General features: G+C 69.6%; 27 protein-coding genes and 1 pseudogene. 15 read left to right on the plus strand and 13 right to left on the minus strand.

Annotated features, from left to right (window positions below; all coding sequences use genetic code 11):
• Positions 1-204: 204 nt before the first annotated feature.
• Positions 205-1,431 (plus strand): MFS transporter, encoded by a 1,227-nt coding sequence (locus MQP27_RS06170; RefSeq protein WP_242762031.1) that lies wholly within the window; start codon positions 205-207, stop codon positions 1,429-1,431.
• Between the two features lie 94 nt (positions 1,432-1,525).
• On the opposite strand, the gene MQP27_RS06175 is transcribed toward MQP27_RS06170, so the two are convergent.
• From MQP27_RS06175 to MQP27_RS06225, 10 genes are all read right to left on the minus strand, one after another.
• Positions 1,526-2,176, minus strand: coding sequence for a CoA transferase subunit B (locus tag MQP27_RS06175; protein ID WP_242762032.1), 651 nt, complete (start codon positions 2,174-2,176; stop codon positions 1,526-1,528).
• A complete protein-coding gene (locus MQP27_RS06180) occupies positions 2,176-2,931 on the minus strand; it encodes a CoA transferase subunit A (RefSeq protein WP_242762033.1) in 756 nt (251 codons plus the stop codon). The genes MQP27_RS06175 and MQP27_RS06180 overlap by 1 nt, the downstream gene beginning before the upstream one ends.
• Before the next feature lie 14 nt (positions 2,932-2,945).
• A complete protein-coding gene (locus MQP27_RS06185; protein WP_278195738.1) occupies positions 2,946-3,725 on the minus strand; it encodes an SDR family NAD(P)-dependent oxidoreductase in 780 nt (259 codons plus the stop codon).
• Positions 3,722-4,474, minus strand: coding sequence for an SDR family NAD(P)-dependent oxidoreductase (locus tag MQP27_RS06195; RefSeq protein ID WP_242762035.1), 753 nt, complete (start codon positions 4,472-4,474; stop codon positions 3,722-3,724). The genes MQP27_RS06185 and MQP27_RS06195 overlap by 4 nt, the downstream gene beginning before the upstream one ends.
• Positions 4,471-5,442 (minus strand): fumarylacetoacetate hydrolase family protein, encoded by a 972-nt coding sequence (locus tag MQP27_RS06200; protein ID WP_242762036.1) that lies wholly within the window; start codon positions 5,440-5,442, stop codon positions 4,471-4,473. Before MQP27_RS06200 ends, MQP27_RS06195 begins: the two co-directional genes overlap by 4 nt.
• Positions 5,443-5,559: 117 nt before the next feature.
• Entirely contained in the window at positions 5,560-6,492 is a 933-nt protein-coding gene (locus MQP27_RS06205; protein ID WP_242762037.1) for a VOC family protein, read from the minus strand.
• Positions 6,493-6,496: 4 nt separating this feature from the next.
• Complete coding sequence (locus MQP27_RS06210; RefSeq protein WP_242762038.1) at positions 6,497-7,495, minus strand: amidohydrolase family protein; 999 nt, start codon at positions 7,493-7,495, stop codon at positions 6,497-6,499.
• Positions 7,492-8,616, minus strand: a complete 1,125-nt coding sequence (locus tag MQP27_RS06215) for an FAD-dependent oxidoreductase (protein WP_242762040.1) — start codon at positions 8,614-8,616, stop codon at positions 7,492-7,494. The genes MQP27_RS06210 and MQP27_RS06215 overlap by 4 nt, the downstream gene beginning before the upstream one ends.
• 23 nt (positions 8,617-8,639) lie before the next feature.
• Positions 8,640-9,596, minus strand: coding sequence for a cyclase family protein (locus tag MQP27_RS06220; RefSeq protein WP_242762043.1), 957 nt, complete (start codon positions 9,594-9,596; stop codon positions 8,640-8,642).
• A complete protein-coding gene (locus MQP27_RS06225; RefSeq protein ID WP_242762044.1) occupies positions 9,593-10,588 on the minus strand; it encodes a fumarylacetoacetate hydrolase family protein in 996 nt (331 codons plus the stop codon). Before MQP27_RS06225 ends, MQP27_RS06220 begins: the two co-directional genes overlap by 4 nt.
• Positions 10,589-10,718: 130 nt before the next feature.
• Between MQP27_RS06225 and MQP27_RS06230 the strand changes: the two genes are divergently transcribed.
• The 3 genes from MQP27_RS06230 (at position 10,719) to MQP27_RS06240 (ending at position 14,059) form a co-directional block, all read left to right on the plus strand.
• Complete coding sequence (locus tag MQP27_RS06230) at positions 10,719-11,654, plus strand: LysR family transcriptional regulator (RefSeq protein WP_242762046.1); 936 nt, start codon at positions 10,719-10,721, stop codon at positions 11,652-11,654.
• A gap of 292 nt (positions 11,655-11,946) precedes the next feature.
• Entirely contained in the window at positions 11,947-13,224 is a 1,278-nt protein-coding gene (locus tag MQP27_RS06235; RefSeq protein WP_242762048.1) for an MFS transporter, read from the plus strand.
• Positions 13,225-13,309: 85 nt separating this feature from the next.
• A complete protein-coding gene (locus tag MQP27_RS06240; protein ID WP_242762050.1) occupies positions 13,310-14,059 on the plus strand; it encodes an EthD domain-containing protein in 750 nt (249 codons plus the stop codon).
• 636 nt (positions 14,060-14,695) lie between these two features.
• On the opposite strand, the gene MQP27_RS06245 is transcribed toward MQP27_RS06240, so the two are convergent.
• Positions 14,696-15,199 carry a MarR family winged helix-turn-helix transcriptional regulator gene (locus tag MQP27_RS06245; protein ID WP_242762052.1) on the minus strand — a complete coding sequence of 168 codons (504 nt, stop codon included), beginning with the start codon at positions 15,197-15,199 and terminating at the stop codon, positions 14,696-14,698.
• A gap of 139 nt (positions 15,200-15,338) precedes the next feature.
• Between MQP27_RS06245 and MQP27_RS06250 the strand changes: the two genes are divergently transcribed.
• From MQP27_RS06250 to MQP27_RS06260, 3 genes are all read left to right on the plus strand, one after another.
• Positions 15,339-16,091 carry an SDR family NAD(P)-dependent oxidoreductase gene (locus tag MQP27_RS06250; protein ID WP_242762054.1) on the plus strand — a complete coding sequence of 251 codons (753 nt, stop codon included), beginning with the start codon at positions 15,339-15,341 and terminating at the stop codon, positions 16,089-16,091.
• 11 nt (positions 16,092-16,102) lie between these two features.
• On the plus strand, positions 16,103-17,011 hold the full coding sequence (locus MQP27_RS06255; protein WP_242762056.1) for an NAD-dependent epimerase/dehydratase family protein: 909 nt from the start codon (positions 16,103-16,105) through the stop codon (positions 17,009-17,011).
• Positions 17,012-17,077: 66 nt separating this feature from the next.
• Positions 17,078-17,935, plus strand: coding sequence for an alpha/beta fold hydrolase (locus MQP27_RS06260; protein WP_242762058.1), 858 nt, complete (start codon positions 17,078-17,080; stop codon positions 17,933-17,935).
• A 66-nt stretch (positions 17,936-18,001) separates the two neighbouring features.
• Here the strand turns inward: MQP27_RS06260 and MQP27_RS06265 are convergent, their stop codons facing one another.
• The gene (locus MQP27_RS06265; protein WP_242762059.1) at positions 18,002-18,373 is read right to left on the minus strand and encodes a MerR family transcriptional regulator; all 372 of its coding nucleotides are present in this window, start codon (positions 18,371-18,373) and stop codon (positions 18,002-18,004) included.
• A 119-nt stretch (positions 18,374-18,492) separates the two neighbouring features.
• On the opposite strand from MQP27_RS06265, the gene MQP27_RS06270 reads away from it, so the two are divergent.
• From MQP27_RS06270 to MQP27_RS06300, 8 genes and pseudogenes are all read left to right on the plus strand, one after another.
• Entirely contained in the window at positions 18,493-19,566 is a 1,074-nt protein-coding gene (locus MQP27_RS06270; protein ID WP_242762060.1) for an alkene reductase, read from the plus strand.
• A 26-nt stretch (positions 19,567-19,592) separates the two neighbouring features.
• Positions 19,593-19,931, plus strand: a complete 339-nt coding sequence (locus MQP27_RS06275; protein WP_242762061.1) for a putative quinol monooxygenase — start codon at positions 19,593-19,595, stop codon at positions 19,929-19,931.
• 43 nt (positions 19,932-19,974) lie between these two features.
• A complete protein-coding gene (locus MQP27_RS51600) occupies positions 19,975-20,139 on the plus strand; it encodes a hypothetical protein (RefSeq protein WP_372511137.1) in 165 nt (54 codons plus the stop codon).
• Positions 20,067-20,315: an SDR family oxidoreductase gene (locus MQP27_RS50845; protein ID WP_372511138.1), complete on the plus strand. Its 249-nt coding sequence runs from the start codon at positions 20,067-20,069 to the stop codon at positions 20,313-20,315. The genes MQP27_RS51600 and MQP27_RS50845 overlap by 73 nt, the downstream gene beginning before the upstream one ends.
• 118 nt (positions 20,316-20,433) lie before the next feature.
• Complete coding sequence (locus tag MQP27_RS06285; RefSeq protein ID WP_242762063.1) at positions 20,434-21,342, plus strand: STM4015 family protein; 909 nt, start codon at positions 20,434-20,436, stop codon at positions 21,340-21,342.
• Between the two features lie 680 nt (positions 21,343-22,022).
• Positions 22,023-22,427 (plus strand): hypothetical protein, encoded by a 405-nt coding sequence (locus MQP27_RS51350; protein WP_308289911.1) that lies wholly within the window; start codon positions 22,023-22,025, stop codon positions 22,425-22,427.
• A gap of 99 nt (positions 22,428-22,526) precedes the next feature.
• Positions 22,527-22,674: pseudogene (locus tag MQP27_RS06295) on the plus strand (STM4013/SEN3800 family hydrolase); the annotation flags it as partial.
• Positions 22,675-23,161: 487 nt separating this feature from the next.
• Positions 23,162-23,635, plus strand: a complete 474-nt coding sequence (locus MQP27_RS06300; RefSeq protein WP_242762064.1) for an SRPBCC family protein — start codon at positions 23,162-23,164, stop codon at positions 23,633-23,635.
• Between the two features lie 207 nt (positions 23,636-23,842).
• On the opposite strand, the gene MQP27_RS06305 is transcribed toward MQP27_RS06300, so the two are convergent.
• Positions 23,843-25,129: a multidrug effflux MFS transporter gene (locus tag MQP27_RS06305; RefSeq protein ID WP_242762066.1), complete on the minus strand. Its 1,287-nt coding sequence runs from the start codon at positions 25,127-25,129 to the stop codon at positions 23,843-23,845.
• Positions 25,130-25,145: the final 16 nt, after the last annotated feature.

Here is a 25,145-nt window from a genome sequence, read left to right on the forward strand (position 1 = left end):
CATCCAGCGGCTGGATGGAAGCTTGCGGAGAGTTCGATCACTCGAGGGGTAGGCGGCGCCCAGAGCATGGCCCATAGTCATGCGGGTTCCTGACGCCCGATGTTCCGGGCGCATTCGCTTCGGGTGCGGCGCCGCCCCGCGATGTGGCACGGCCACGGCGACGGCTCGGCCGCGCCCTCACCGTCGCCCTCGTGGAGGTCTCCCATGCCCGCGTTCACTTCGCCACCCGTGTCGTCCGACGGCGCCGCCGTCCACGGCACAGGGCCGCTCCCCGAAGGCGTCGGCGAGCGCAGGGGGGTATGGCTCCTGATGGCCGGCAGTTGTCTGCCCATCCTCGGCGCCGTGCTGCTCGCTCCGGTACTGCCGAAGATGCAGGAGCACTTCGCGGCGGCGCCCGGTGCCAGGGTGCTGATCCCGATGGTCCTGACGATCCCCGCGCTCGCGCTCGCTCTGACGGCTCCCGTCGCCGGCGTCGTCATCGACCGGCTGGGACGCGGGCGCCTGCTCGTCGTCATGTCCACCCTGTACGCGCTGTTCGGCACCGCGCCCCTGTGGCTGGACTCGCTTGATGCCATCGTGGTCAGTCGCGCCTGTCTCGGCGTGACCGAGGCCTTCATCATGACCTCCTGCACCACCCTGATCGGCGACCACTCCACAGGCCGGGCACGCCACCGCCACCTGGCCCTGCAGACGGTCTGCGTCTCCGCCTCCGCCACCGCCTTCTTCGTACTCGGCGGCGCCCTCGGCTCCGCCGACTGGCGTACCCCGTTCTGGCTCTACGCGGTCGGGCTCCTCTTCGCCCCCGCGACGGCCGTGTTCCTGTCCCGGACCGAACCGGGTGCGGCCATGGAGAACACCACCGCCCTCGAAGCCCGGCCGCTCCCCGCGCTCCGCCTGACCGGCATCTGCCTGCTGTCGGTTCTCGGCGCCCTCGTCTTCTACACCGTCCCGGTGAAGACGGCCTTCCTGCTGAACGGCCTGGGCGTGAGATCCAGCGAGCTCATCGGCATCGTCACGGCGATCGCCAGCGCCGCGACCGTCGCCGGCTGCGTCCTCTTCGCTTCGCTGACGGGCCGGCCGGGGCGCAGACTGCCCGCCGTGTTCGCCGTGTGCGGAGCCGGATGCGCGCTGATGGCCGTGGCCCAGAACCCCCTGGTCCTCGTCGTCGGCGCGATCCTCAACTGCGTCGGCACCGGCTTCCTGCTGCCCTCACTGGTCACCTGGGCCATGTCCGGACTCTCCTACGGCAACCGCGGTCGCGGGACCGGCCTGTGGATCGCGTCCTTCTTCCTCGGACAGTTCATGTGTCCACTCGCCCTGTCCGCCGCCGAGTCCGCCACCGGCAGCCTCGCCACCGCCGTCGGCTTCCTCGGCCTCGCCTCCCTGCTCACGGCGGCCGGACTGCTGCCCCTCGTCCGCCGGACGGCGTGATCGCGGGAGATGCCACAGGCCTGAACACAGACGTTCGGGGCCCGCTCATCGGCAACAGGCCGGGGAGCGGGCCCCGAGGGCGTCCGAACCGGTGTCAGCAGGCGGCAGTCACCGCGTCGGTGTGCAGGGGGGCGTCGGTGCGGGCGGTGATGTCCTCGATGGTCACGCCCGGGGCGGTCTCGACGAGCGCGAGGCCGCCGGACGTGACGTCGAGGACACCGAGGTCGGTGATGATCCGGTGCACGCAGGCCTCACCCGTCAGGGGCAGGGTGCACTCGCGAAGGATCTTCGGGGTGCCGTCCTTGGCCGTATGGTCCATCAGCACGATGACCCGGCGCGCGCCGTGGACGAGGTCCATCGCGCCGCCCATCCCCTTGACCATCTTGCCGGGGATCATCCAGTTGGCGAGATCGCCGTTCTGCGAGACCTGCATGGCACCGAGGACGGCGGTGTCGATGTGACCGCCCCGGATCATGCCGAAGGACAGCGCCGAGTCGAAGAACGCGGCGCCCGGCAGGACGGTCACCGTCTCCTTGCCCGCGTTGATGAGGTCCGGGTCGACGTCGCCCTCGGTCGGGTAAGGGCCGGTGCCGAGGATGCCGTTCTCGGAGTGCAGGACGACCCGCACTCCGAGCGGGAGGTGACCGGGGATCAGGGTGGGTAGGCCGATGCCGAGGTTGACGTAGGAGCCGTCGGTGACTTCGGCGGCGGCGCGGGCGGCCATCTGGTCGCGGGTCCAGGACATCAGGAACGTACCGTCCTCTTCTCGATCTGCTTGTCCGCGGCCTGCTCGGCCGTCAGCTCCACCACCCGCTGGACGTAGATGCCCGGCAGGTGCACCTCGTCGGGGCTCAACTCGCCCGGTTCCACGAGTTCTTCGACCTCGGCGACCGTGATGTGCCCGGCCATCGCGGCGAGCGGGTTGAAGTTCGCGGCGGCCTTCCGGAAGACGAGGTTGCCGTGCCGGTCGCCGCGCCAGGCCCGGACGAGGGCGAAGTCGGTGGTGATGCCGTGCTCCAGGACATGTGGGCGGCCCGCGAACTCGCGGGTCTCCTTGGGTGGGGAGGCGACCGCGACCGAGCCGTCCTCGGCGTGCCGCCAGGGCAGTCCGCCCTTGGCCACCTGCGTCCCCACGCCCGCCGGGGTGTAGAAGGCGGGAATGCCGGCGCCGCCGGCGCGCAGCCGCTCGGCGAGCGTGCCCTGCGGAACCAGTTCCACCTCCAGTTCCCCGGACAGGTACTGGCGGGCGAACTCCTTGTTCTCCCCGACGTAACTGCCCGTCACGCGGGTGATGCGCCCGGCGGCCAGCAGCACGCCCAGGCCGCGGCCGTCGACGCCGCAGTTGTTCGAGACGACGGACAGGGTGGTGGCGCCCTGCTCGTGCAGGGCCCGGATGAGGGTCTCCGGGACCCCGCTGAGACCGAAGCCTCCGACGGCGAGCGAGGCTCCGTCGCGGATGTCCGCGACCGCCTCGGCCGCGCTGGAACTGACTTTGTCCATGGGGAAATTGCCTTTCAGCCGGCGGCGCCGGGGAGGACGGACGACCAGCCGCCGTCGACGACAAGGTTGGCGCCGGTGATGTACGAGGCCTCGTCGGAGGCGAGGAAGACGGCCGCGTTGACCACCTCGTCGGGCAGCCCGACACGACCGAGCGGGATATGGCGGGCGATCGTGCGCATCGGGTGGTCCTCGGCGAGCAGGTCGCCGCGCGTGGCCTCGGTGTCGATCATTCCGGGGCTGACGCAGTTGGCGCGGATGCCGTACGGGGCTCCCTCGGCGGCGAGTTGGCGGGTCAGGGCGATCACCGCGCCCTTGGAGGCCGAGTGTGCGGTACGGGCGTTGGTGAGGGAGCCGGTGAGGCCGGCCGTCGAACCGACGGTGAGGATACAGCCGCGGCTCGCGACCAGGTGCGGCCAGGCGATGCTCGCCGCCAGCCACACCGAGTCCAGCTCTGCGCGCATGGTGAACGCGAATTCCTTGTACGGCTGTTCGTCCACCGCGCCGAACCGGACGGCGCCGGCGTTGGTGTACAGGATGTCGATCCCGCCGAAGGCGACGACCGCCTCAGCCACCCAGGCCCGCACGGACTCCTCGCTGGTGACGTCCAGCGGGACCGGGGTGAGGGCGGTGCCGCCCGCCTCCCCGACGAGCCGCTGTGTCTCCAGGGCGCCCTCGTGCAGCAGGTCTCCGCCCACGACGATCGCGCCCTCGGCCGCGAACCGCAGCGCCGCCGCCCGCCCCTGACCACGGGCCGTACCCGAGATCAGGGCCACTTTCCCTTCGAGCCGTCTCATGCGGCTCCGTCCCGCAGCGCGTCGGAGACGGACTTGACGCCGCCGTGCGCGGTGAGGCCGCCGTCCACGGGGATCTCGGCGCCGGTGATGAAGGAGGCGTCGTCGGACAGCAGGAACACCACCAGCGGCGTGATCTCGTCCACCGTGCCGGTGCGGCCGAGCGGCGTCTCACGGATGTTGGCCTCACGGAAGGCGGGGTGCGCGGAGGCGGTCATCTCGGTCTCGATGAAGCCGGGATGGATGGTGTTGACGCGGATGCCGCGCGGGCCCAGCTCCGTGGCCGCCGCCTTCGACAGACCGCGCAGGGCCCATTTGCTGGCCGTGTACGCGACCGGGTAGTGGCCGGTGAGCGCGGCGGCGGAGCCGACGTTGACGATCGACGAGCCGGGCGGCATCAGCGGGGCGAGATGCTGGATGCCCAGCAGCGGTCCGGTGACGTTGACGGCCTGGACGCGGTCGAAGTCCTCGGGGCGTACGTCGCCGACGCGGGCGCGCCAGGTGATGCCCGCGTTGTTGACCAGGCCGTGGACCTGTCCGTACGACTCCCCCAGCTCGGCGGCGAGTTCGGCCCACTCCTTGTCGCTGGTGACGTCGAGCCGACGACAGCCGGGCGCGTCCGTCACGTCGGCGGCGATCACTCGGGCGCCCCGGCGGGTCAGTGCCTCGGCCTCGGCCGCACCCTGGCCGCGGGCCGCGCCCGTGACAACGACGACCTTGCCGAGCAGCCGCTTGGGGTACAGGTCGGTCACGGCCGCTCCCGGGTGCGACGGCGGGCGGTCGGCAACCGCACCGGGTCGGCGCCGGCGACCACGGTGTTGGAGACGGTGCCGATGCCCTCGACGGTGAGGGTGACGGTGTCGCCGGGCTTGAGGGGCGGCGGGTCCTGACGGCCCCGTACACCCCACAGCTCCGCCAGGCAGCCGCCGTTGCCGCACGTGCCCGAACCGAGCACGTCGCCGGGGCGGACAACGGTGCCGCGTGAGGCGTAGGCGACCATTTCCTCGAAGGTCCAGCTCATGTTGGACAGCAGGTCCTTGCCGATGACCTCGCCGTTGACCTCGGCGGTCAGCGCGAGCCGCAGGAAGCCGTCCGCGTCCCGGTACGGCTCCAGCTCGTCGGCGGTGACCAGGTACGGCCCGAGGGTGGCGGCCGTGTCCTTGCCCTTGCACGGGCCGAGGCGGACCTGCATCTCGCGGGACTGGAGGTCGCGGGCGGACCAGTCGTTGAAGACCGTGTAGCCGACGATGTGCTCGCGTGCCTGCTCAGGGGTGAGGTCACGCCCCTCGCGGCCGATGACCGCGGCGACCTCCAGCTCGAAGTCGAGCACGGCGCTGCCCGGCGGCACCGCCACGTCGTCGTGCGCGCCGATGATGGCGTACGGGTTGGTGAAGTAGAAGGTCGGGGCGTCGTACCAGGCGTCGGGTACTCCGCCCACGCCGTCCACGGACCGCCGTACGCCCTCGACGTGCTCCTCGAAGGTGACGAAGTCCCGGACGGTCGGGGGCGCCAGCGGCGGCAGCAGACGCACCTCGGACACGTGAGGTCCTGCCGGTACGTCAAGGGTGGCGGCACCGGCGGCGAGCAACGCGGCGAGGCCGCCGCCGGAGCCGATCAGCTCCGTGAGCGAGCGCGCTCCGGGGACCGGGTACAGGGTGTCGTCCTCCTCGACGACGGCGACACGGCGTTGGTGCTGGTGTTCGTAGGTGGCGAAACGCATGTGCGGCTCCAGGCTCCGACGGGTGTCGGACAGGCGTCGGCAGAAGGGGGACCGGGGACACGGTGTGGACAGTCAGGGCAGTTGACAGGGCCGCCGTGTCCCCGGAACTCGGGGGGATCAGACCGGCGGGGCGACGAACACGCCGCGGTCGACGTCGTTGAACGACTCCTTGGCTACCAGTTCGTTCATCGCGTTGGCGGTGCCCCACTGGTCGGTGACCTCGGGCTGGGAGAAGTCGTAGACGTGGGGGTGCCAGGTGTCCTCGTCCAGCACCTCCAGCTCCGTCGTGTACTCGACGGTGTTGCCCTGCGGATCCAGGAAGTACGTGAACGTGTTGTCACCCGCCAGGTGCCGGCCCGGACCCCACAGTTTGCGGGCACCGGAACGGATCACCCGGCCGGAGCCGCGCATGTACTCGTCGATGCCGCGCATCTCGAAGGAGATGTGGTGAAGGGCGGTGTGCGGGCCCTGGGCGATGGCCATGGAGTGGTGCTGGTTGCTGATCCGCATGAAGTGCATGGCCTCACCCATCTTCGGGTGCATGAGGGTGTCGGAGAGGCGGAAGCCCAGGTGGCTCTCGTACCACTCCCTGGTGCGGTTCAGGTCCGGGGAGTTGAGGACGACGTGGGACAGCTTGACCGGGATCGCCTCCTTCTCCTCGATCTTGCGGTGCTGCCTGACCTCGACGTCCGCCGAGACCTCGATGGTGCGGCCGTCGACGTCGAAGAAGCGGAAGCCGTAACCGCCGCCGGGCGTCTCGACCTTGCCCGGTTGGGAGATCAACTGGACGCCACCCGCGAGCAGTTGCTCGGCGAGCGTGTCCACGTCCGTCGCCGAAGCGGCACCGTAGGAGACGAGGTCCAGGCGCTTCTCGTCGGCTTTGCGCAGCCGGACCACGTACTGCTCCGGTGAGCCCTCGGCCGCCAGGAAGGAGACCCCGGAGTCCTCGGCGACCTTGGTCAGGCCCCAGACGCCGGCGTAGAAGTCGAGCTGCTTGTCGTAGTCGGGCACGGCGAGGTCGACGTGGCGCAGATGGGTGAGCAGGCGCATGAGGTCAGTCCTTCCGGAGGAGGGCGGCGGCGTTGCCGCCCCGAACGGCGTGGAAGTCGGGGTCGGAGAGCCGGGCCGCGCGCAGTGCGCCGACGGGGTCCTCGGTGCCCATGTCGAAGGGGAAGTCGGAGCCGAGCACGACCCGGTCGGCGCCGACGGCCCGGATCAACTCCCGCAGCACGTGCGGGTCGTGGACCAGGGAGTCGAACCAGATCCGCTTCAGATAGCTGCTCGGCAGGTGCGCGCAGCCGGCGCCAGCGTCGGCGCGGGCCGACCAGGCGTAGTCGGAGCGGCCGATGTGGGTGGGGAGATAGCCGCCGCCGTGCGCGGCTATCAGCCTCAGGCCGGGATGGCGGTCCAGCACGCCGGAGAAGATGAGGTGGGAGAGCGCGACGGCGTTCTCCGTGGGCTGGCCGACGACGTTGGACAGGTACCACTGGTCCAGGCGCTCGTCGAGGGTGCAGCCGAAGGGGTGCAGGAAGAGGAGCGCGCCGGTCGTCTCGGCCAGCGCCCACAGCGGGGCGTAGGCGGGGTCGGACAGTTCTCTCCCGGGGGCGTGCGACGAGATCTCCACTCCCTCCAGGCCCTGGTCCAGGGCGTGGGCGAGGGCGCGTACGGCCTGCTCGGGATGTTGCAGCGGGACGAGCCCCAGCCCGCGCAGCCGGTTCGGTGCCTGTGCGCAGTGCGCGGCGGTCGCCTCGTTGGCGAGCCGGTACACCTTCTCGGCCGTCTCCTCGTCCGCCCAGTAGTGGTAGTGCGACGGGGACGGGCTGACCAGCTGGATGTCCACGCCCTGGGCATCCATCGCGGCCAGCCGTACGGAGACGTCCGTCAGCCGTGGGATCCGCTCGCGGATCATGGGGCCGTTGACGGCCAGGGCGGCCGGGCCGCCCCGCCGGGCGTCCAGCGCCTTGGCCTCGGCCAGGGCGGGCAGACCGGCCACGAGGGCCTCGACCTCGGGCAGCAGGACGTGCGCGTGCACATCGACGGTGGGTCCCGTCACGGCAGTTCCTTGAGGGCGGTCATGGTGGTGCCCATCAGGCCGGCCACGTCACCGGCTTCGCCGTCCAGCTGCCACTGGCCGATCCGCACCGACGCCTCAACGACCATGCGGACCCGGTCCACGCGCCGCTCGTAGTAGTCCATGAGCAGCCGCTCGTCCCACACGGCCGCGCTGGTCAGCATCTGGGACAGCACCCAGGCGTCTTCCAGGGACATCGCCGCGCCCTGCGCCATGGTGGGCGGGCAGCAGTGCGCGGCGTCGCCGACGAGGACGACCCGGCCCCGGTGCCAGGAGCCCTCGACCAGCAGCCGGTCGAACCAGGTGTAGTTCACCTGCGCCGGATCGGTGATCGACGCGCGGATCTCGTCCCACGCGCCGCCGTAGCCTTCGGCGAGCCTGCGCATCTCGTCCGCGTAGGACTCGGGCGGGATGGTGGCGCGGTCGCGGTTGGGCTCCACCAGGTAGGCGTAGAGGGTGTCCTTGCTGGTGGGGGTGTAGCCGGCGATGTAGCAGGGTCCGCCGTGGGCCAGGTCGCTGCGTTCCACGCCGGCCGGGCGGGGCGCCGGGACCCGCCAGATGGCCATGCCGGTCGGCTCGGGTTTCGCGTCGATGCCGATGGCGGCGCGGGTCGCGGAGCTGAGGCCGTCGGCGGCCACGACGAGGTCGTAGCGCCCCTCGGTGCCGTCGCTGAAGCGAACGGCGACCCCGGTGTCGTCCTGGGCGACGATCTCGGCGGTGGTGCCGAGCCGGACGTGGGCGCCGGACGCCCGCACGGCGTCGATGAGGACGCGCTGGAGCACCGGGCGCTGCATGCCGAGGGTGGCCGGGAGGTTGTCGCCGCCGGTGCGGATGTCCTCGCTGACGTGGAGCACGGTGCCGTCAGGCGTGGTCAGCCCGAGGGAGTCGAAACCGAAGCCGTGCGCGCGGACCTCGTCCCAGACACCGAGTTCGCGCAGCACGCGCAGGGCGTTGCCCTGGAGGGTGATGCCGGAGCCGCGCACGTTCCCGTCCGGTTTGACCTCGACAAGGTCGACCTCGATGCCAGCCCGACGCAGCAGCACGGTGATGGCGTTGCCGGAGGTGCCCCCTCCGATGACCAGGACGCTCTTCTGTCTTATCATGGCCAACTCCTTTGTTGGACGGGTCACTTGACGGCGACTGGGTTGACGGGGGAGCCGACGGCTCCGGTGATGGGAAGGGGTGCGGCGGTCAGCCAGAACGCGTACACGCCGTCGGCCGCGCAGTCGGCGGCGAGTGCGTCCGGGTCCCACATCTCGCCGATGAGCAGGCCGATGTGCGGGATGGCGACCTGGTGCAGCGGCTGGAAGGCGTGCTCGAACTCGTTCGGCCGTACCTCGAAGCCCCAGGTGTCGGTGGCGATCGCGGCGATCTCGCTGCGGTGCAGCCAGCCGGCCGTCGCGAAGGACAGGCCCGGCGAGTCGCCGCCCGCGTAGTCGCCCCAGCCCTCGCGGCGGGCGCGGGCCAGCCGCCCGGTGCGGACGACGACGATGTCCCCGCGGCCGACGGTCACGCCGTGGGCGTCGGCGGTCGCGGTCAGGTGCTCCTCGGTGATCGCGAAGCCGTCCGGCAGTTCGCCGTCCTCGCCGATGACTCGGCCGACGTCCAGGAGGACTCCGCGTCCGGCGATGTACGGCGCCATGTGCTCGATGCCGGTGACCAGGTCGCCGTCGGAGGTGACGACCTTCTCGGCCCGTCGCCCGTTCCAGGCGTTGCCGTGGTCGAAGATGTGGCCGAGCCCGTCCCACTGCGTCGAGCACTGGAGCGGCATCGCGATCACGTCGTCCGCGCCACCGATACCGTGCGGAAAGCCCTGATTGCCGAGGGCCGCGTCGGTGCCGGTGTCCAGCATGGTGTGCACCGGGTTGGTGCGCCGCCGCCAACCCTTCTGCGGGCCGTTCATGTCGAAGCGCTGGGAGAGCGAGAAGCTCGCCCCCCGGCGGACCAGGGCGGCCCCCTCGCGGCGCTTGGCCTCGTCGAGGAAGTTCAGGGTGCCAAGGACGTCGTCCGCACCCCAACGCCCCCAGTTCGAGAACTCCTTGGCCGCCTCGGCGATCGCGCCCTCGGGATCGTGCCGGTTCACGACCCCTCCTTGACACAGCGTGTGCGCTGGGCGCCCAGCCCCGTGATCGACCCGTCCATCACATCGCCGTCCCGCAGCAACCGGCCCCAATGCATGCCGTTTCCGGCCGGGGAACCCGTCAACACCAGGTCGCCGGGAAGAAGTTGAGACGTCTGCGAGGCGTACGACACGATCCGCGCGACGCTGAAGAGCATGTCCTTGGTCGACTCGTCCTGCATCGTCTCGCCGTTGAGCTTCAGCGTGACCCGCAGATCGCCGGGATCGGCGAGTGAGGAGGCGGGCACGGTCCACGGGCCGAGCGGGGTGAAGCCGGGCGCATTCTTGGAGCGCAGCCAGTCGGTGCCGATGGCCTTCATGTCCCGGCGGAAGACGGTGGCACGGTCGGTGAGGTCGTTGGCGATCGTGTACCCGGCCACGTACTCCAGCGCCTCCTCGACCCCGACCTGGTAGGCGGGCCGGGAGATCACGGCCGCCAACTCCAGCTCCCAGTCCGGCTGTTCGGCCCACGAGGGGAGGACGACGTCGTCGTACGGGCCGGTGATCGCGCTCGGCAGTCCGATGAAGACGTACGGCAGGTCCTCGGCGGCCCGGCGGTCCATGACCTCGGCGATCTCGGCGCGGGCCTCCTCGACCGTGCGCGGGTCGTCGGGGGCGCGGTGGGCGACCTCCAGGTCGATCACGTGCTGCCGGTAGTTCGCACCGGACTGGAAGACCTGCCGGGGTTCCACGGGAGCGTGCACCCGCAGACCGTCGAGCGGCTGCCAGGCGTCGCCGGTGGCGTCCGCCGCCAGGGCGCGCAGTCGCGGAAGGAACTCGTCCCAGCGCTCGAAGATCCCCCGGGCCGTCAGGGCAGGGTTCTCAAGGCCCGTACGAAGGTCCAGCACGCGCCGCCCGGGGACCACCAGACCAGGGAAGGGCGCCTGGTCAGGGGCGGAGAGGGTGCCAAGGGCGAAGGGTCCGGAGAAGGACGCCGAAAGGGCTGCGGGTTTCACGGAAATGTCCTCCAGATTGCGGTGGGACCAATGTGCACGCCACCCAGTAATCTGGGAAATAGATTCTTTGAATGTTGATCATCTGCCGAACAAATGCATCTGTCTCGTGCGGCTCAACTCTGGAGGCGTCGTGTCCCTCTCCGGCCTCGATCTCAACCTCGTTCTGTCCCTGCGAGCCCTTCTGGAAGAACGCAACGTCACCCGCGCCGGGCAACGCGTCGGGCTGAGCCAGCCCGCGATGAGCGCGGCACTGGCCCGGCTGCGCCGCCACTTCGACGACGAACTGCTCGCCCGTGCCGGCAAGCAGTACGAGCTGACCGCACTCGGCCGCGCGCTCCTCGACCGCACGGCGACGGCCTGCGACCTGCTGGAGCGGGTCTTCACCAGCAGGGCCGACTTCCTCCCCGGCAGCGAGGAGCGCGAGTTCACCCTGTTCGCCTCCGACTACGCCGTCGCCGTGTTCGGGGCCGAACTCGCCCGGACCGTGCACGCCGAGGCCCCCGGGGTGCGGCTGCGTTTCCTGCGGCCGCCGACCGATGTCATGGAGGACACCGCCACGCCGCTCAGCACGGCGGACGGGCTGCTGATGCCGCGCGGTGTCATCAGCGGCTTCCCGGCGGTGGAGCTGTTCACCGACCGCTGGGCGTTCCTCGTCGCCGACACCAACGACGAGGTCGGCGACCGGCTGACCATGGACGACCTGGCACGTCTGCCCTGGGTCAGCTACCAGCGCACCTACGACGCTCCGGCCGCCCGCCAGCTGAGCATGCTCGGCATCGACCCCCACGTCGAGGTCTCCGTCGACACCTTCCAGGTGCTGCCGTTCCTGGTCGCCGGCACCCGACGGATCGCCCTGGTGCAGCACCGGCTCGCCGAGCGGCTGAGGGGGGTGGCCGCCGTACGGATCATGGAGCCGCCTTACCAGACGGTTCCTGTCCAGGAGACTCTGTGGTGGCACCCGGTACACACGCACGACGCCGCCCACATCTGGCTGCGTGAGACAGCCGCCCGCGTGGGAACGGCGCTGGCGACGTCCGAGCCCGCCGGATCACCGCCGTCGCACTGACGCAGGCGCCGATGACAATCGAGCATCCAAGACATCGATGATCCACATCCCCGATATCGATCAGCAGGGGGCTAGGCATGACCTGGTCGGTAGCCCATAGTCGTCTCAACCCGGCGCCGGAGCCGCACCACCCACCGTCGCCGGGACCGCGCGGGAGCCCGACGAGCCGGCCCTTCGCGACGCCATGGCAGTCATCGGCGCGTATCACTCACCGACCCTGCCCGGGACGCCGGGGCGGCCTCACCGAGACGGCCGCCCCCGTCCCCTCCCTACACGCCAGGTGGAGTTTCGCATGCCTGCACCCATGCCCCCGTCCCCCTCCCCCGCAGCCGTCGAGGACGCCCCGGCCGTCGAGACCGTGTCCGGGGCAGGCCATCGGCTTCGCATCACCCTGCTGATGGCCGGCAGCTGTCTGCCCATCCTGGGCGCCGTGCTCATCGCCCCGGTCCTGCCGCAGATGCGCGACCACTTCGCCGATGTGCCGGGCGTGGACGCGCTGGTCCCGATGGCCCTGACCGTCCCCGCCCTGTCCCTGGCACTGCTGGCCCCCTTCGCCGGCGTGATCGTCGACCGGATCGGCCGCAAACGTCTGCTTGTCGTCGCCACCGTGATCTACGCCTTCCTCGGCACCGCTCCGCTGTGGCTGGACTCCCTCGGCGCGATCGTCGCCAGCCGCGCCCTCGTCGGTGTCGCCGAAGCCGCCATCATGACCTGCTGCACGACCCTGATCGGCGACTACTACTCCGGCCGGCAACGCGACCGCTACCTCGCCCTGCAGACGATGTGCGCGTCGATCTCCGCGACGGCCTTCTTCGTCCTGGGCGGCGCGGTCGGCTCAGCCGGCTGGCGGGCCCCGTTCTGGGCCTACGCCGTGAGCCTCCTACTCGCCCCCGCCATGGCCGCCTTCCTGCCCAAGCCCGGACCCACCACCTCCGTGAACGCGCCCTCCCCCACCGCTGGGGAGCCGGTCAAGCGGCCGTTCCCCTGGCGGCCGCTGGCCGGGACATGCGCGCTGACCGTCTTCGGAGCCGTCCTCTTCTACACCCTCCAGGTCGAGATGTCCTTCCTCCTCGACGACATGGGCATCACCGACCCCGCCGTGATCGGACTGGCCACCGCCGTCTCCAGCGCCGCGATCGTGATCGGCGCCGTCGTCTTCACCAAGGCCGGCCGGAGTCCGCAAGCCTGGATGCCCACGGTCTTCGGCCTGTGTGCCCTCGGCTTCGCGGTGGTCTGGCTCGCCCCCAACCCCGTCATCCTGACCACCGGGGCCGTGATCACCGGCCTCGGCAGCGGGATCATGCTGCCGAGCCTGCTCACCCTGGCCATGTCGAAGCTCGACTACGCCGACCGCGGACGCGGCACCGGCCTGTGGACGGGCTCCTTCTTCGTCGGCCAGTTCATCAGCCCGCTCGTGGCACTCGCGCTCGGCTCCGCCGTCGGCGGCCTGGCGGGCGCGATGGGCGTGCTCGCCCTCGCCGGGGCGGTCGTCGCCGCCGTACTCGGTGCCGCCGCCCGGCGACGCCGCACGAGCACCGCGCCGGAACCGACCGAGCAAACGGCCCTCTGACACACCACGCCACACACGGACACACCGTGATCGGCATCGAGGGCAGACCCCGCGATGCCGATCGCACCAGTTCCAAGGAGAGAAGATGCTGAACCTGATCGCCGCCATCCGCCGCAAGCCGGGAATGACACACCAGGCGTACCTGCACTACCTCCAACATGTGCATGGCTCTCTGGCCGCCGCGAATCCTCTCCGGATCAGCCGCTACGTCCAGAACCACGTCTTCGACTCGTCGTTCGGCACCGAGGAAGACCCTGCCTACCTGACCGAGTTCGGCCGGGACTCCGTCACCGAACTGCACTTCGAGGACATGGAGGCGCTGGCCGTCACGATGTCCGACCCGTACTCGCGCGAGGTCATCGGCCCCGACGGCGCCAACTTCAACGACCTGCCCAGCGCACTGGCCCTGCTGACCCGCCCCGTGGTACTCGTACCACCGCCCACGTCCAGCGAGGACGACGGCCCCGTGAAGGTTCTCCACTTCCTCCGCATGCCGGAGGGACCGGGCCCAGACGACTTCGACAAGCGGTGGCGCGCCGCCCATGAGGCGGCCCTGGCCGAACAGGAATCACACGCCAAGGCGTTGCGCGGCTGTGTCCAGTACTGGCAGGCGCACGGGGCCGAGAAGGCACTGCGCCACTTCGGCGGCGGGGGCGAACCCGCGTACACAGGGATCACCACCCTCTACTACGACTCCCCGGACGAGGCGCTGACCCACTTCCCATCGTACGAGCGGGCCCTGCGTCAACATTCCGCCGAGAACGACGACTGCTACGACCCGTCCCGTTCCTTCGCCCTTTACAGCCGCGAAGTGATCATCTTCCAGCAGAGCTGAATCCAGGACAGCCGACGGCAGACATTGCCTACCCGTCCCGTAGCAATGCTGCTGGTGCGCTTGCCCTGATGAGCATCCCTCGGCGTGCGGGAAGCACTGATCAGATGGCCAGAACGGGTTGACGGGGTTTCAAGTCATCGTCGTCCGAGTCTCCGAAACAGACCCCCATCGGTCGCGATCATCGTCAAATCGGTGACCCACAGCCGGTTCGGTGCACTCGCGGTGAAGCCGCACATTGACACGGCGCGACAGGGGGAACTCGTAGAACATGTAGACGCTGTTCAGCACACGGTTCACTGTCGATGCCTCCCGCGCCAGGCTCGACTCGGCGGCGCAACCGGCCGGCGAACTGGTTCCTTCAGGTCGAACGCACGCACTTGCAGCGTGTTCGGCGAGTGTTGCCGGTCGGTGCACAGTGCGAGTTGGTCGTCCACCATCTCGACGGCCCTCCCAGCCCCGTCCACGACTGTGTGCGTAACGGCTGTCACGGACAACGGTCCCTACCAACTGTCAGCCACAAGGACGCATCGGTGGTGATGCGGTACACCGAGCAGGCGAAAACAGCGTGCGGGGCATGGCGAAGATGTCGGTCCCTTCGGTCGACGTCACCGGCTCGCAATGCGTGGAGGCTGCTCCTCAACAGTCCGCTTCTTCAGGGGCGATCGACTCCCGCTGGGCGGTCCGCGCGACGCGGGAGAGAAGGGTGCGCAGGTCTTCGGCGTCTTCGTCGCTCAGATCGGCGAGGAGATGCGCTTCGGCGGCGGACAGGCCCTGTCGTACCTGTGCGAGCCGGGCGCGTCCGGCGTCGGTGATGAGGACCTGACGTGCACGTCGGTCACGAGGATCGGGCCTTCGGGTGATGAGCCCCTGCGCTTCGAGGTCGTCGAGCAGGTAGGTCATCACGGTGCGGTCCAGGCTGACCTCTTTGGCGAGAGCGAGCTGTGAGGGCGGCTCGCCGCCGGCCAGCGCGACCAATACGAGGTAGCCGCGCGGCCCCCCGGGCAGCTGGGAGACGGATTCGGTGGCGACGCGGCTGAACGCGGCGGAGACCATGCGGATCGCCCAGCCCAGATCGGTCTCCAGCGCCAGGTCCTCGGCGCCGCCGCGCCGCTCGTCGTTTTCGGAAGTCGGTGCGCTCACCCGCCCAATGTAGCACTTAAGAGCTACCCAACAGATGTTCTTGTGGACAGAACATCTGTTGTGCATAGTTGATGGAGCAGGGGCGCTGTGCGTGTGTTCCGCACGCTGACGCGTCATGACATCGGCACGAGGGATTGCAATGAACATCAGCACTGCCTTGCAGGGCAGCACCGCACTAGTGACCGGAGCGACGTCGGGTATCGGAAAGGCCATCGCACACAGCCTGGCCCGGCAGGGCGTCGAGGTCGTGGCGCACGGGCGTGACCGAGGTCGCGGCGAGGCTCTGGTGAAGGAGATCGCAGCCGAAGGCGGCACCGCCCGGTTCATCGCCGCCGATCTCACCGATGCCGAGGACACGCTGCGGCTGGCTTCGCGCGCCAGCGATGTGGACATTCTGGTGAGCAACGCGGGCCTGTACGAGTTCGCGCCGACCTCCGCGACGAATGCCGCGAGTTTCGACCGGCAGGTCGCGGTCAACACGCGTGCCCCGTTCCTGCTGGTCGGTGCGCTGGCGCCCGGCATGGTCCAGCGCGGACGGGGATCGATCGTGCTGATCGGGTCGAGTGCGGCGCGTGTGCCCGCTCCCATCGGAGCGGCCTACGGTGCCTCCAAGGCCGGGGTGGAGGTCCTCACCCGCTACTGGGCCACCGAGTTCGGGCCTTCCGGTGTGCGTGTCAACTCGGTGTCTCCCGGCCCGGTGCGTACGGAGGGCACCTCGGCGATGCTCGGTGAGCACATCGCGGCTCTGGACAAGACCAACGCGCGCGGACGGGCGGGCGAACCGAGCGAGATCGCCGACATCGTCTCGTTCCTGGTCGGCCCGGCCAGCAGCTACGTCAACGGCTCCATCCTGTTCGCCGACGGCGGCGAGCTCAGCACTCTGCCCAGCTGAGGCATGGAGTCGTGAACGTCTTCGTCATCGGTGCCACAGGCTTCGTCGGTGGCGCCCTCGCACGCTACCTGGCGGCCCGCGGCCACTTGGTCACCGGCCTGGCCCGCACCGAGTCCGCCGACATCGCGCTCGCCGCCGATGGAATCACCCCTGTCGCCGCAGACCTGGATTCCCGGCGCTCGGCCACGATCGACGCGGCCCTGCGGGCCGATGCCGTCCTCTACGCAGCCCAAGCCGACCCGGCACTCGAGACAGCGACGGTCGACAGGCTCACCCGTGCCCTGGCGGGAACGGGCAAGACGTTGGTCTTCCTCTCCGGGAGCGGTGTGCTGCTACAGCGCACCGCGGGCACGTGGAGCCAGGACAGTTTCGCCGAGCACGACCCCTTCGTCGTCGAGCCCTTGGCGGTCTCCCGCAAGGCCTCCGAGGACACCATCCTGGCCGCTGCGTCCGGCGGGCTGCGGGCCATGGTCGTCCGCCCCGGTGTCATCTGGGGCCCTGGCGACCACGGTCACGTGCCGATGATCTACCAGTCGGTCGCCGCGACCGGTGCGGCCTGCTACGTCGGGCCGGGATTGAACACCTACAGCCACGTCCACATCGACGACGTGATCCGCCTGTTCACCCTCGCTCTGGAAGCAGGACGCGCGGGAGGGCTGTACCACGCCGTGGCCGGGGAAGCGCCCAACCGCTGGATCGCGGAGAGGGTCGCAAGCGATCTCGGCTGCGACATCCGCAGCGTCACACCGCAGGAGGCGGCCTTGGTGTGGGGCGAGTTCGGGGCCCTCGTCATGGGAGCCTCCTGCCGACTGCGTGCGGTGCGCGCTCAGCAGGAACTGGGCTGGCGACCCGAGCACACCGACATGCTGTCCGAGATCGGTGCGGCAAGCCTGCGGGAACTCGCCGCCCACAGCACGTGACGGACACCGCACTTCTCAGGCCCAGCGCATCACTCACCTTCACTCGTACACGGAAAGAAGGCGTTCATGAGCACGTTCGACTGGGTTCCGGAGAGCTTCGAGATCCGCCGGATCTCGACCAACGGCACCCATCTCTCCGTCGCTGTCGGCGGCACGGGCCCGGTTCTGGTTCTGCTCCACGGTTGGCCGCAGACCTCACGCGCCTGGGCACGCGTCATGCCGGACCTCGCCAAGCGGCACACTGTGGTGGTGCCAGATCTGCGGGGCACCGGAGCCAGCGATCGCCCCGAGACCGGTTACACAAAGACCAACCAGGCGCGTGACATGAGGGGGATCCTCAAAGAGCTCGACCGCTCCGGTCCAGTAGCTGTGGCCGGTCACGACATCGGCGCGATGGTCGCCCTGGCATGGGCAGCCGCCTACCCCGACGACATCGACCGGCTCATCCTGGTCGATGCGCTTCTGCCGGGGCTCGGCCTGGAGGAGGCGATGAACGTCGCCGAGGGCGGCATGTGGCACTTCGGCTTCTTCATGACCCCCCAGGTCCCCGAGATGCTCTTCGACGGGCACGAACTGGAGTTCGTCACCGCCACCTTCACGGCCTTGTCCAACCCCGGCACCTTCAGCCCCGACGACCTCGTCGCGTACGCGGACTCGTATACCGGACGGGACCGGCTTCGCGGCGGCTTCGAGCACTACCGCACGCTCTTTGAGGACGGCCGGGAGAACCGTGCTCTGCTGGCCGACCGCCCACTGCCCATGCCCGTCCTGACCGTCGGCAGCGCCCACACCGGCACAGCCGCCGCCGAAGCGCTGAGCTCTCACACGAAAAGCCTGCACAGCGAGGTCTCGTCAACGGGGCACTTCATCGCCGAGGAGGATCCGCGCTGGTTCACAAAGGTCACTACCGACTTCCTCGCCTGAGTAACTTCTCGACACTCCCGGTGCTTTTGTGCGGCAGTACGGCACCGCACAAAAGCACCGAACAGCTCATGCGGCGGTCCGGCGGCCGTCACGGTCGGCCCGGGCCGCAGCGATCAGGCCGTCGAGCGAATCACGAGTGTGCAGCAGCTCCTTGATGTGGGTGGAGAGCCTGTCGCGCTCCTGGGCCATGCGTTCCAGCGCGGAGTCGGAGTTCTCATCGCTGGGCGCGTCGCGGCACGGCATCAGTTCCATGATGGTGCGGCTGGACAGTCCGGCCACGTACAGGCGCTGGATGAAGTCGACCCGATCGATGTCGTCCTCCGTGTAATGCCGCTGCCCGCCGCCGCTGCGGGTGCTGACGAGCAGTCCCTGCTCCTCGTAGTAGCGCAGTGAACGGACACTCACTCCGGTGCGCGCCGCGAGTTCGCCGATCCGCATCTCACCCTCCCGACTGTGACCTGGGTCCCAGGGCTTGCATCTCACATTGATGTCAGGTTTTAGCGTACTGGTCGGGCCCACTTCCCCCGGGTCTTCGACGCATATTAAGGAGTTCCTGCATGACCACGCTGTTCGACCGCCACCGCCTCGGCGGTCTGGAGCTGCCCAACCGAATCGTGATGGCCCCGATGTCCCGGGTCCGGGCCGCGGCCGGGGGTCTCGCCACCCCGTCCATGGCGGCCTACTACGCCCAGCGGGCCACCGCCGGACTGATCGTCACCGAGGGGGTGCAGCCCAACCTGGTCGGACAGTCCAACCCTGGCACCCCGGGGCTCCACACCGATGAACAGGTGGCCTCCTGGCAGTCCGTCACCGACGCCGTGCACACCAACGGCGGGCGCGTCTTCGCCCAGGTCATGCACGGCGGCCGGGTCTCGCATCCCGACACCACCGGGCTGCAGCCGGTCGGGCCCTCCGCCATCGCCGCCGTGGGCGAGGTGTTCACCCCGACGGGGCCGCAGCCCGCGCCGGTCCCCCGTGCCCTGGAACTCTCCGAGGTGCCCGAGCAGGCCCGTTCGTACGCCGATGCCGCCCGGCGCGCCGTCGACGCGGGCTTCGACGGCGTCGAACTGCACGGCGCGAACGGCTACTTGATCTCACAGTTCCTGTCGTCCAACGCCAACCTCCGCACCGACTCCTACGGTGGCCCGATCGCCCACCGCATCCGCTTCGCCGTCGAAGCGGTCGCCGCCACGGTGGACGCCGTGGGCGCGGCACGCACCGCGATCAGGCTCTCCCCCGGCGGCACTTTCTGGGGCATCGAGGAGAAAGAGGTGCCAGAGCTGTCCGGAGCCCTGCTCACCGAGCTCGCCCGCTTCGACCTCGCCTACGTGCACCTGACGGCAACAGCCGCAGAGGAGGTGCTGGTCGGACTGCGCCGCGCCTGGCCGGGCAGCCTCGTCGTGAACCCAGTGATGCCGATGGGCCCGAAGCAGACCGACCGGGCCGCCGCCGACCACTGGCTCGGTCTGGGCGCCGACCTCATCAGCTTCGGCCGCGCCTTCCTCGCCAACCCCGACCTGGTGGAACGACTCCGCACCGGCCTGCCCCTCGCGCCCGCCGACCCGGACACCTTCTACCAGGGCGGTGACACGGGCTATCTCACCTACCCCGCCTACCAGCACACCGCCTGACCCGACACGAAGGACAAGGAAGAACGATGAGTTCGCCGAACAAGACCCAGGATGACGCCCGTACGACCGTCATCATCGCCGGCCGGGTCCACGTCCCCGCCGAGGACGTGGAGACGTTCATCGCCGAGGCACGGGCGACGTCGTACCCGCTCGCCGCGGCGAACCCGGGAAACGTGATGATCTCGTTCTGCGTGGAGGACGCGGCGACCGGTACCGTGACGGTGCTCGAACAGTGGGCCTCCCAGGAGGCCCTCGACCGGCACGTGGCCACACCGGAAATCACGGCGCTCCTCACCAAGTGGGGCCCGCGCATACGCAACGAGGTGCGCAGGTTCGACGCCGACGAGACGAACGCCCGGGCCTGAACCGAGCTCGATCCGGCCATGGCCGAGCGTGGCCGGGGCCATTGTGAACGTGGGGAGCCCGAGCACGTCGATGGCCACTGCCGGCACCGCCGCCTTCCAGGCATCAAAGGCGGCGTCGTCCATGATGACCAAGTCGTGGACCGCGGAGTACGGTCCCCAGGCGTCCGGATCAACTCCGTCGATCCCGGCTTCATCCTCACCCCGGTGAACGAAGGCATCCGTGACATGTTCGAGACCTACCTCGCCTCGCTGCCCGCCGGACGTGGCGGAGACGCCGAAGAGGTCGCCAACGTGATCCGGCTCCTGGTGTCACCCCAGGCGTCGTACGTCAACGGAGCAACACTGACCGTGGACGGCGGGAAGGACGCAGTTGTTGTCATGTGAAGAGCCGGGTGGGGGAACCGACCAATAGGTGCCCGTGTTCGCGCGGTTCTTCCCCTGCACCGTAGCCTCCGAGTGAACACCCCTCACTGACAAAGAAGTTGAATGAAATGAGCAACCCATGTTCTTCGAGGACGTGACTGTTTTCGCTGGGTACTACTTCGACTGGAATGACGTCGACGAGTCCGGCGAGGCAGTTCGCCTGCGCAGACACTGGGAAAACGACGCCCCGTTCTCCGAGATATGGCAGGAGTTCAAGGAAACCTTCGACCTCGGCACGGTCGAGGCTCTGGTCATCAGCGACTGGTGGTCCTACGGAGACCAGTACGAAGAGAGCCTGTATCTGGAGCCCGTGCTCGGGCTCCTGACGGACGACGCGTCACAGATGACTAGCCTGCGCGCCCTCTTCATCGGTGAACGGGAGCGGCCATCCCTGGGCTACATGGCCGATGTCACGCCCGTCCTGGAGGCGTTCCCCCAGCTGGAGTACCTTACCGTCCGTGGCAACTTCGGCGTGGCGCTGAGACCCGTACGGCACGACAAGGTGCGTGATCTCAGGTTCGAGTCGGGCGGGCTGCCGAAGGTAGTCGTCCAAGGGATCGCGGGCAGCGAACTCACCGCCCTGGAACACCTGGAGGTCTGGCTGGGTGCCGAGGAATGGGGCGCGGGTACGACCCTCGACGACCTCGAGCCGCTGCTCGCCGGCGGTCGCTTCCCGGCCCTGCGCCATCTGGGCATCCGGAACAGCGAATTCCAGGACGAGATCGCCGTCGCCGTCGCCAGAGCCCCCGTGGTGGCCCGTCTCGACTCCCTCAGCCTCTCCCATGGCACGCTCTCCGACGCGGGCGCCGACGCCCTGCTCGACGGGCAGTCGCTAACTCATCTGTCCCGGCTCGACCTCCAGCACAACTATCTGACTGCGGAGGCCGTGCGCCGGGTCCGCGAGGCATTGGAACCGAACGGGGTCGAGGTCGACCTGTCCTCAACGGTGGGCCCGGACCAGGAGCGCTCCGTCGCCATCTCCGAATAGGCCGCCACGGCCGCTGCGCGAGCAGGTTCTCGCGCGGCGGCCGGGGCGAGCCTCCGCTTGGGGGTTGTCGGCGATCCGGAACCCCGTCGGGTGACGATGTTCTCCGCCGCTGCACGGGAGGCCGGACCGCCCGTGTTCCGGCTGCCGGCCTGGCGTGATGTGCCCCGCGACCGGGCGCGGTTCGAGCCCGGCAAGACCGTACGGATCGACTCGCCGGGTAACGACGAGGAGGTGGAGCGGCAACTCCGGCAACCCCACGCGAGTAGAGCGTGGGGGCCGCTCGTACGCACGGTTCACCGGCGCCGTACGAGATGTCGCGGCCGACGCGCGGGAGGCGGGCGCCCCCTGCTGGACGATCCGGCCGAACTCGCCGACGATCGACAAGCGGCTGTGCCATGGCGTGCTGAGCACGGCCGGGGCCGCGATCCCGCCATCGCTCCCTCGGGTCCCGACGCCCTACGGGTCGATGGCTGAGACGACGTACGAGCGGCGCTGCTCTCCTACAAGGGAGTGCGGCGCGTGTTCATGAAACTCGCGCACGGCTCGCCGGCCTCCGGCCTGCTTGCCACCACGGCGGCTGGTCCCAGCTTGTTCCGTGCGGTCACCTCCGTTGGCTCACGCCGGAGGGCAAGCTCTTCAACTGCCTGCGAGTGCGCGGATACTCCAGGGAGACGGACATCGTGGCGATCGTCGACACCCTCGCTCTGGACGGGCTTCACATCGAGCGTCGGCTGCCCAACGCGGCACGCTCCGGCCGCTCCGCCGACCAGCGGGTCGTCGTGGTCGGCGGCCGGGCCACTCATGCCGTTGTCCGCGCGAGCCGATCCCGGATGGCCAGCCTCCACCTCGGTGGCGTACCCGATGATCTGGCCGCAGCCCGGGCCGCCACCGCGGCGACGGGGGCGGATTGGGCCGGTGATGTGCCGGTCCTCGCCGAGCAGGCCGCCGCCTGCATTCCCTGGACGCTGTGCGTGGGTGTCGATCTGCTTCCCACCACCGGGGGGCGACGGTTCGCGGTCGGTGAGGTCAACTCCTTCGGTGATCTGCTGCTGCGGCTGACCGGCCTTGACGGCAACAACGCCTAGGGGAGACACGTACACCGCCCAAGGTTGCGGCCGTGACCCACCGCACCGCAAATCAAGAGGTGCCCCGCGGTACCGCTGGCTGAGTCAAAGACGAACCAGATGGTTGGCAGTCACGATCTGCTGCTCGTCACCCTGGACACTCTGCGCCACGATGTGGCGGCCAAGCTCGCGGCCGAGGGCCGGATCCTGACCCCTCCATATGCCGAGCGGTGTCCGGGACGAGCGGCAGGCTCCGGGCAGCTCCACCCAATCCGGTCCGCACACCGGAACGGCAGCAGTGCCCCGGCGAGTTCACTCAACCGACGTGAGGGCGTCGGACAGTCCGATGCAGCTGAATCCCCCGGGGTCCGTCCTCCGTTCCTGCGGTCCAGAGCAAGGTGTCGCCAGAATTGATGAGAACGTTTCCGTCGGCCTGGAACACAAGGACCGCACCTGGGCGGCTATTTGGTTCGCGAGAACCACAGAAGCCGCCCGCCTCCGCCCGCCTCCAGTGTGAACGACCAGAGTGCCGTCCGACCTGGAGAAGCGAGCGAAGTTGCTCTCGCCCTCAGTCATCACAGTTCGGCGGCGAGCGAGAGCTGTGCGGCAGCAGGCCGTGGTCCGTGACGCATTCGACCAGCGACGGCGCGGGCACGCACTCGGTCATCGGCCAGTGCGGGCGCCGGCCCGTGGCTCTGTAGTAGCAATCAGGCATTCCCTTTCCGAGGGTGTGACCAGTTCAGTAGGCTCCGATCATGAGCCGCTGGGTGGAGTCAGTCGAACGCCGCATCGCCGCCCCCGTCGACCGGATCTACGCGTTGGTCGGCGACCCCGCACGCCACAAGGACTTCGACGGCTCAGGCAGTTTGGTCAAGGCGTTCGACATCAGCTCGCCGGTCCGGCCGCTCAGTCGCGGCGACTGGTTCAGCATGGACATGGACCTCCGTGGCAAGTACGCCATGACGAGCACTGTCGTCGAAGCCGTGCCCGGTGAGCGGTTCGCCTGGCAGGCTCGGCCGCACAAGGACTGCGCCAAATGGCGCTTCATGTTCGGCGGCCGGATCTGGCGCTATGAGTTCGAGCCGGATGGCGACACCACCCTGGTTCGCGAGAGTTGGGATCTGAGCGAAGAGCCGCTGCGTGGGTTCGTCGTCCTCGGCCGCCGGCCGGCACGTGAGGCCATGCGCCGCAGCCTCGATCGCATCGCTGCGTTGACCGAATCAGAATGAGCCGCCCCCACGACAGCGACACCTGCTTTGTGCTCCGCAGCACGCTTCCATCTCGCGACGTCATGGAGAGCCGGCGCACCTGCAGGACAGGCGACCAATTCGTGCCGGCTGCGGCGGTTCCCCTCTCCCCGCCCCCTCCACGAACGATCCCGCACGAGGCGACGCCTTGTTCATTCATCCCAACGGCCAGCTCCTGGTCAAGAGGAGCTACCCCGAGACGTGCTTCGCCGAGTCTCCCGGCTCGCCGTGCCCTTGCCAGGGCCGGGCAAGCCCGACAAGGGCGACGCCTGCCGCGGCCACGGCGATCAGCATGATGAGCGCCATGGGCAGGGAGCTGTCCTCTCCGAACAGACCCACCAGGGGCGAGGCGAGGGCGCCGAGGAAGAACTGCAGGCCGCCCAGGAGCGCGGACGCGGCGCCGGGAGCCGTCCGGCCCACCGCCTGACCGATGCTCATGCCGCCGGGGAAGATCAGGCCGATGCCACTGACCGTCACGAACAGCGTGACCCAGGTGCCCACGAGGCTCTCCCCAACAGCCAGGACCAGCACCACCTGGGCGAGCGCCCCCACCAGGGAGATGCCGACACCGACCGACAGCAGGGTGTTGAGGCGTACACCTCGCCCGGCGAGGCGGGAGAAGACGGCCCCGGCGATCAGCATGCCGACGGCGTTGGTGGCGAAGATGAGCGAGTAGGTCGTCGAGGAGACCCCGTGCAGGCTCTCGAAGACGAAGCTGGAGCCGCTGATGTAGGCGAACAGCGCCGCCGAGACAAGGGCGATGACGAGGACGTACCCCATGAACGTGCGGCGGGCCAGCAGCGAGCCCATCGCACGGAAGGTGCTGGCGACCCCGCCGCTGTGCCGCCGCTCGGGCGGCAGCGACTCCGGCACCCCCCTGATGACGGCCAGCAGGAGCAGGATGCCGAGCAGGGCCAGTACGGCGAACACCGCGCGCCAGGTGGACACGGACAGGATCACCCCGCCCAGTACCGGCGCCGCGATCGGGGCCACGCCCATCACCTGCGACAGCACCGCGAAGTAGCGCGGGAGTTCGGCGCCGTGGAACCGGTCGGTGAGCACAGCACGTGCCAGCACCATGCCGGCCGCTCCGGCCAGCCCCTGCAGGAAGCGAGCACCCGTGAGGAAGGTGACGTTCGGCGCCACAGCACACGCGAAGGTGAAGAGGACGAACCCGACCGACCCCGTTATAAGAAGCCGACGCCGGCCCAGCCCATCACTGAGCGGTCCGATGACCAGCTGGCCCACAACCAGCCCGGCCAGGAACGCGGTCATGGTCAACTGCACGGCCGAGCTGCTCGCACCGAGCGCGTCACCCATCGCGGGGAAGCCGGGCACGTACATGTCGGTGGCGAGCGGTGCCACCGCGGTCAGGGCGCCGAGGACGGCGACGAGCGCGGCGGTTCGGCTCCTGGCGGAGGCGGGACCCGCAGGGGACGGAACGGAGGTGGTACTGGAGGGGGACGGAGCTATCATGGAAAAACAGTAACCG

This window comes from Streptomyces cylindrosporus (assembly GCF_022698165.1).
Taxonomy (GTDB): domain Bacteria; phylum Actinomycetota; class Actinomycetes; order Streptomycetales; family Streptomycetaceae; genus Streptomyces; species Streptomyces cylindrosporus.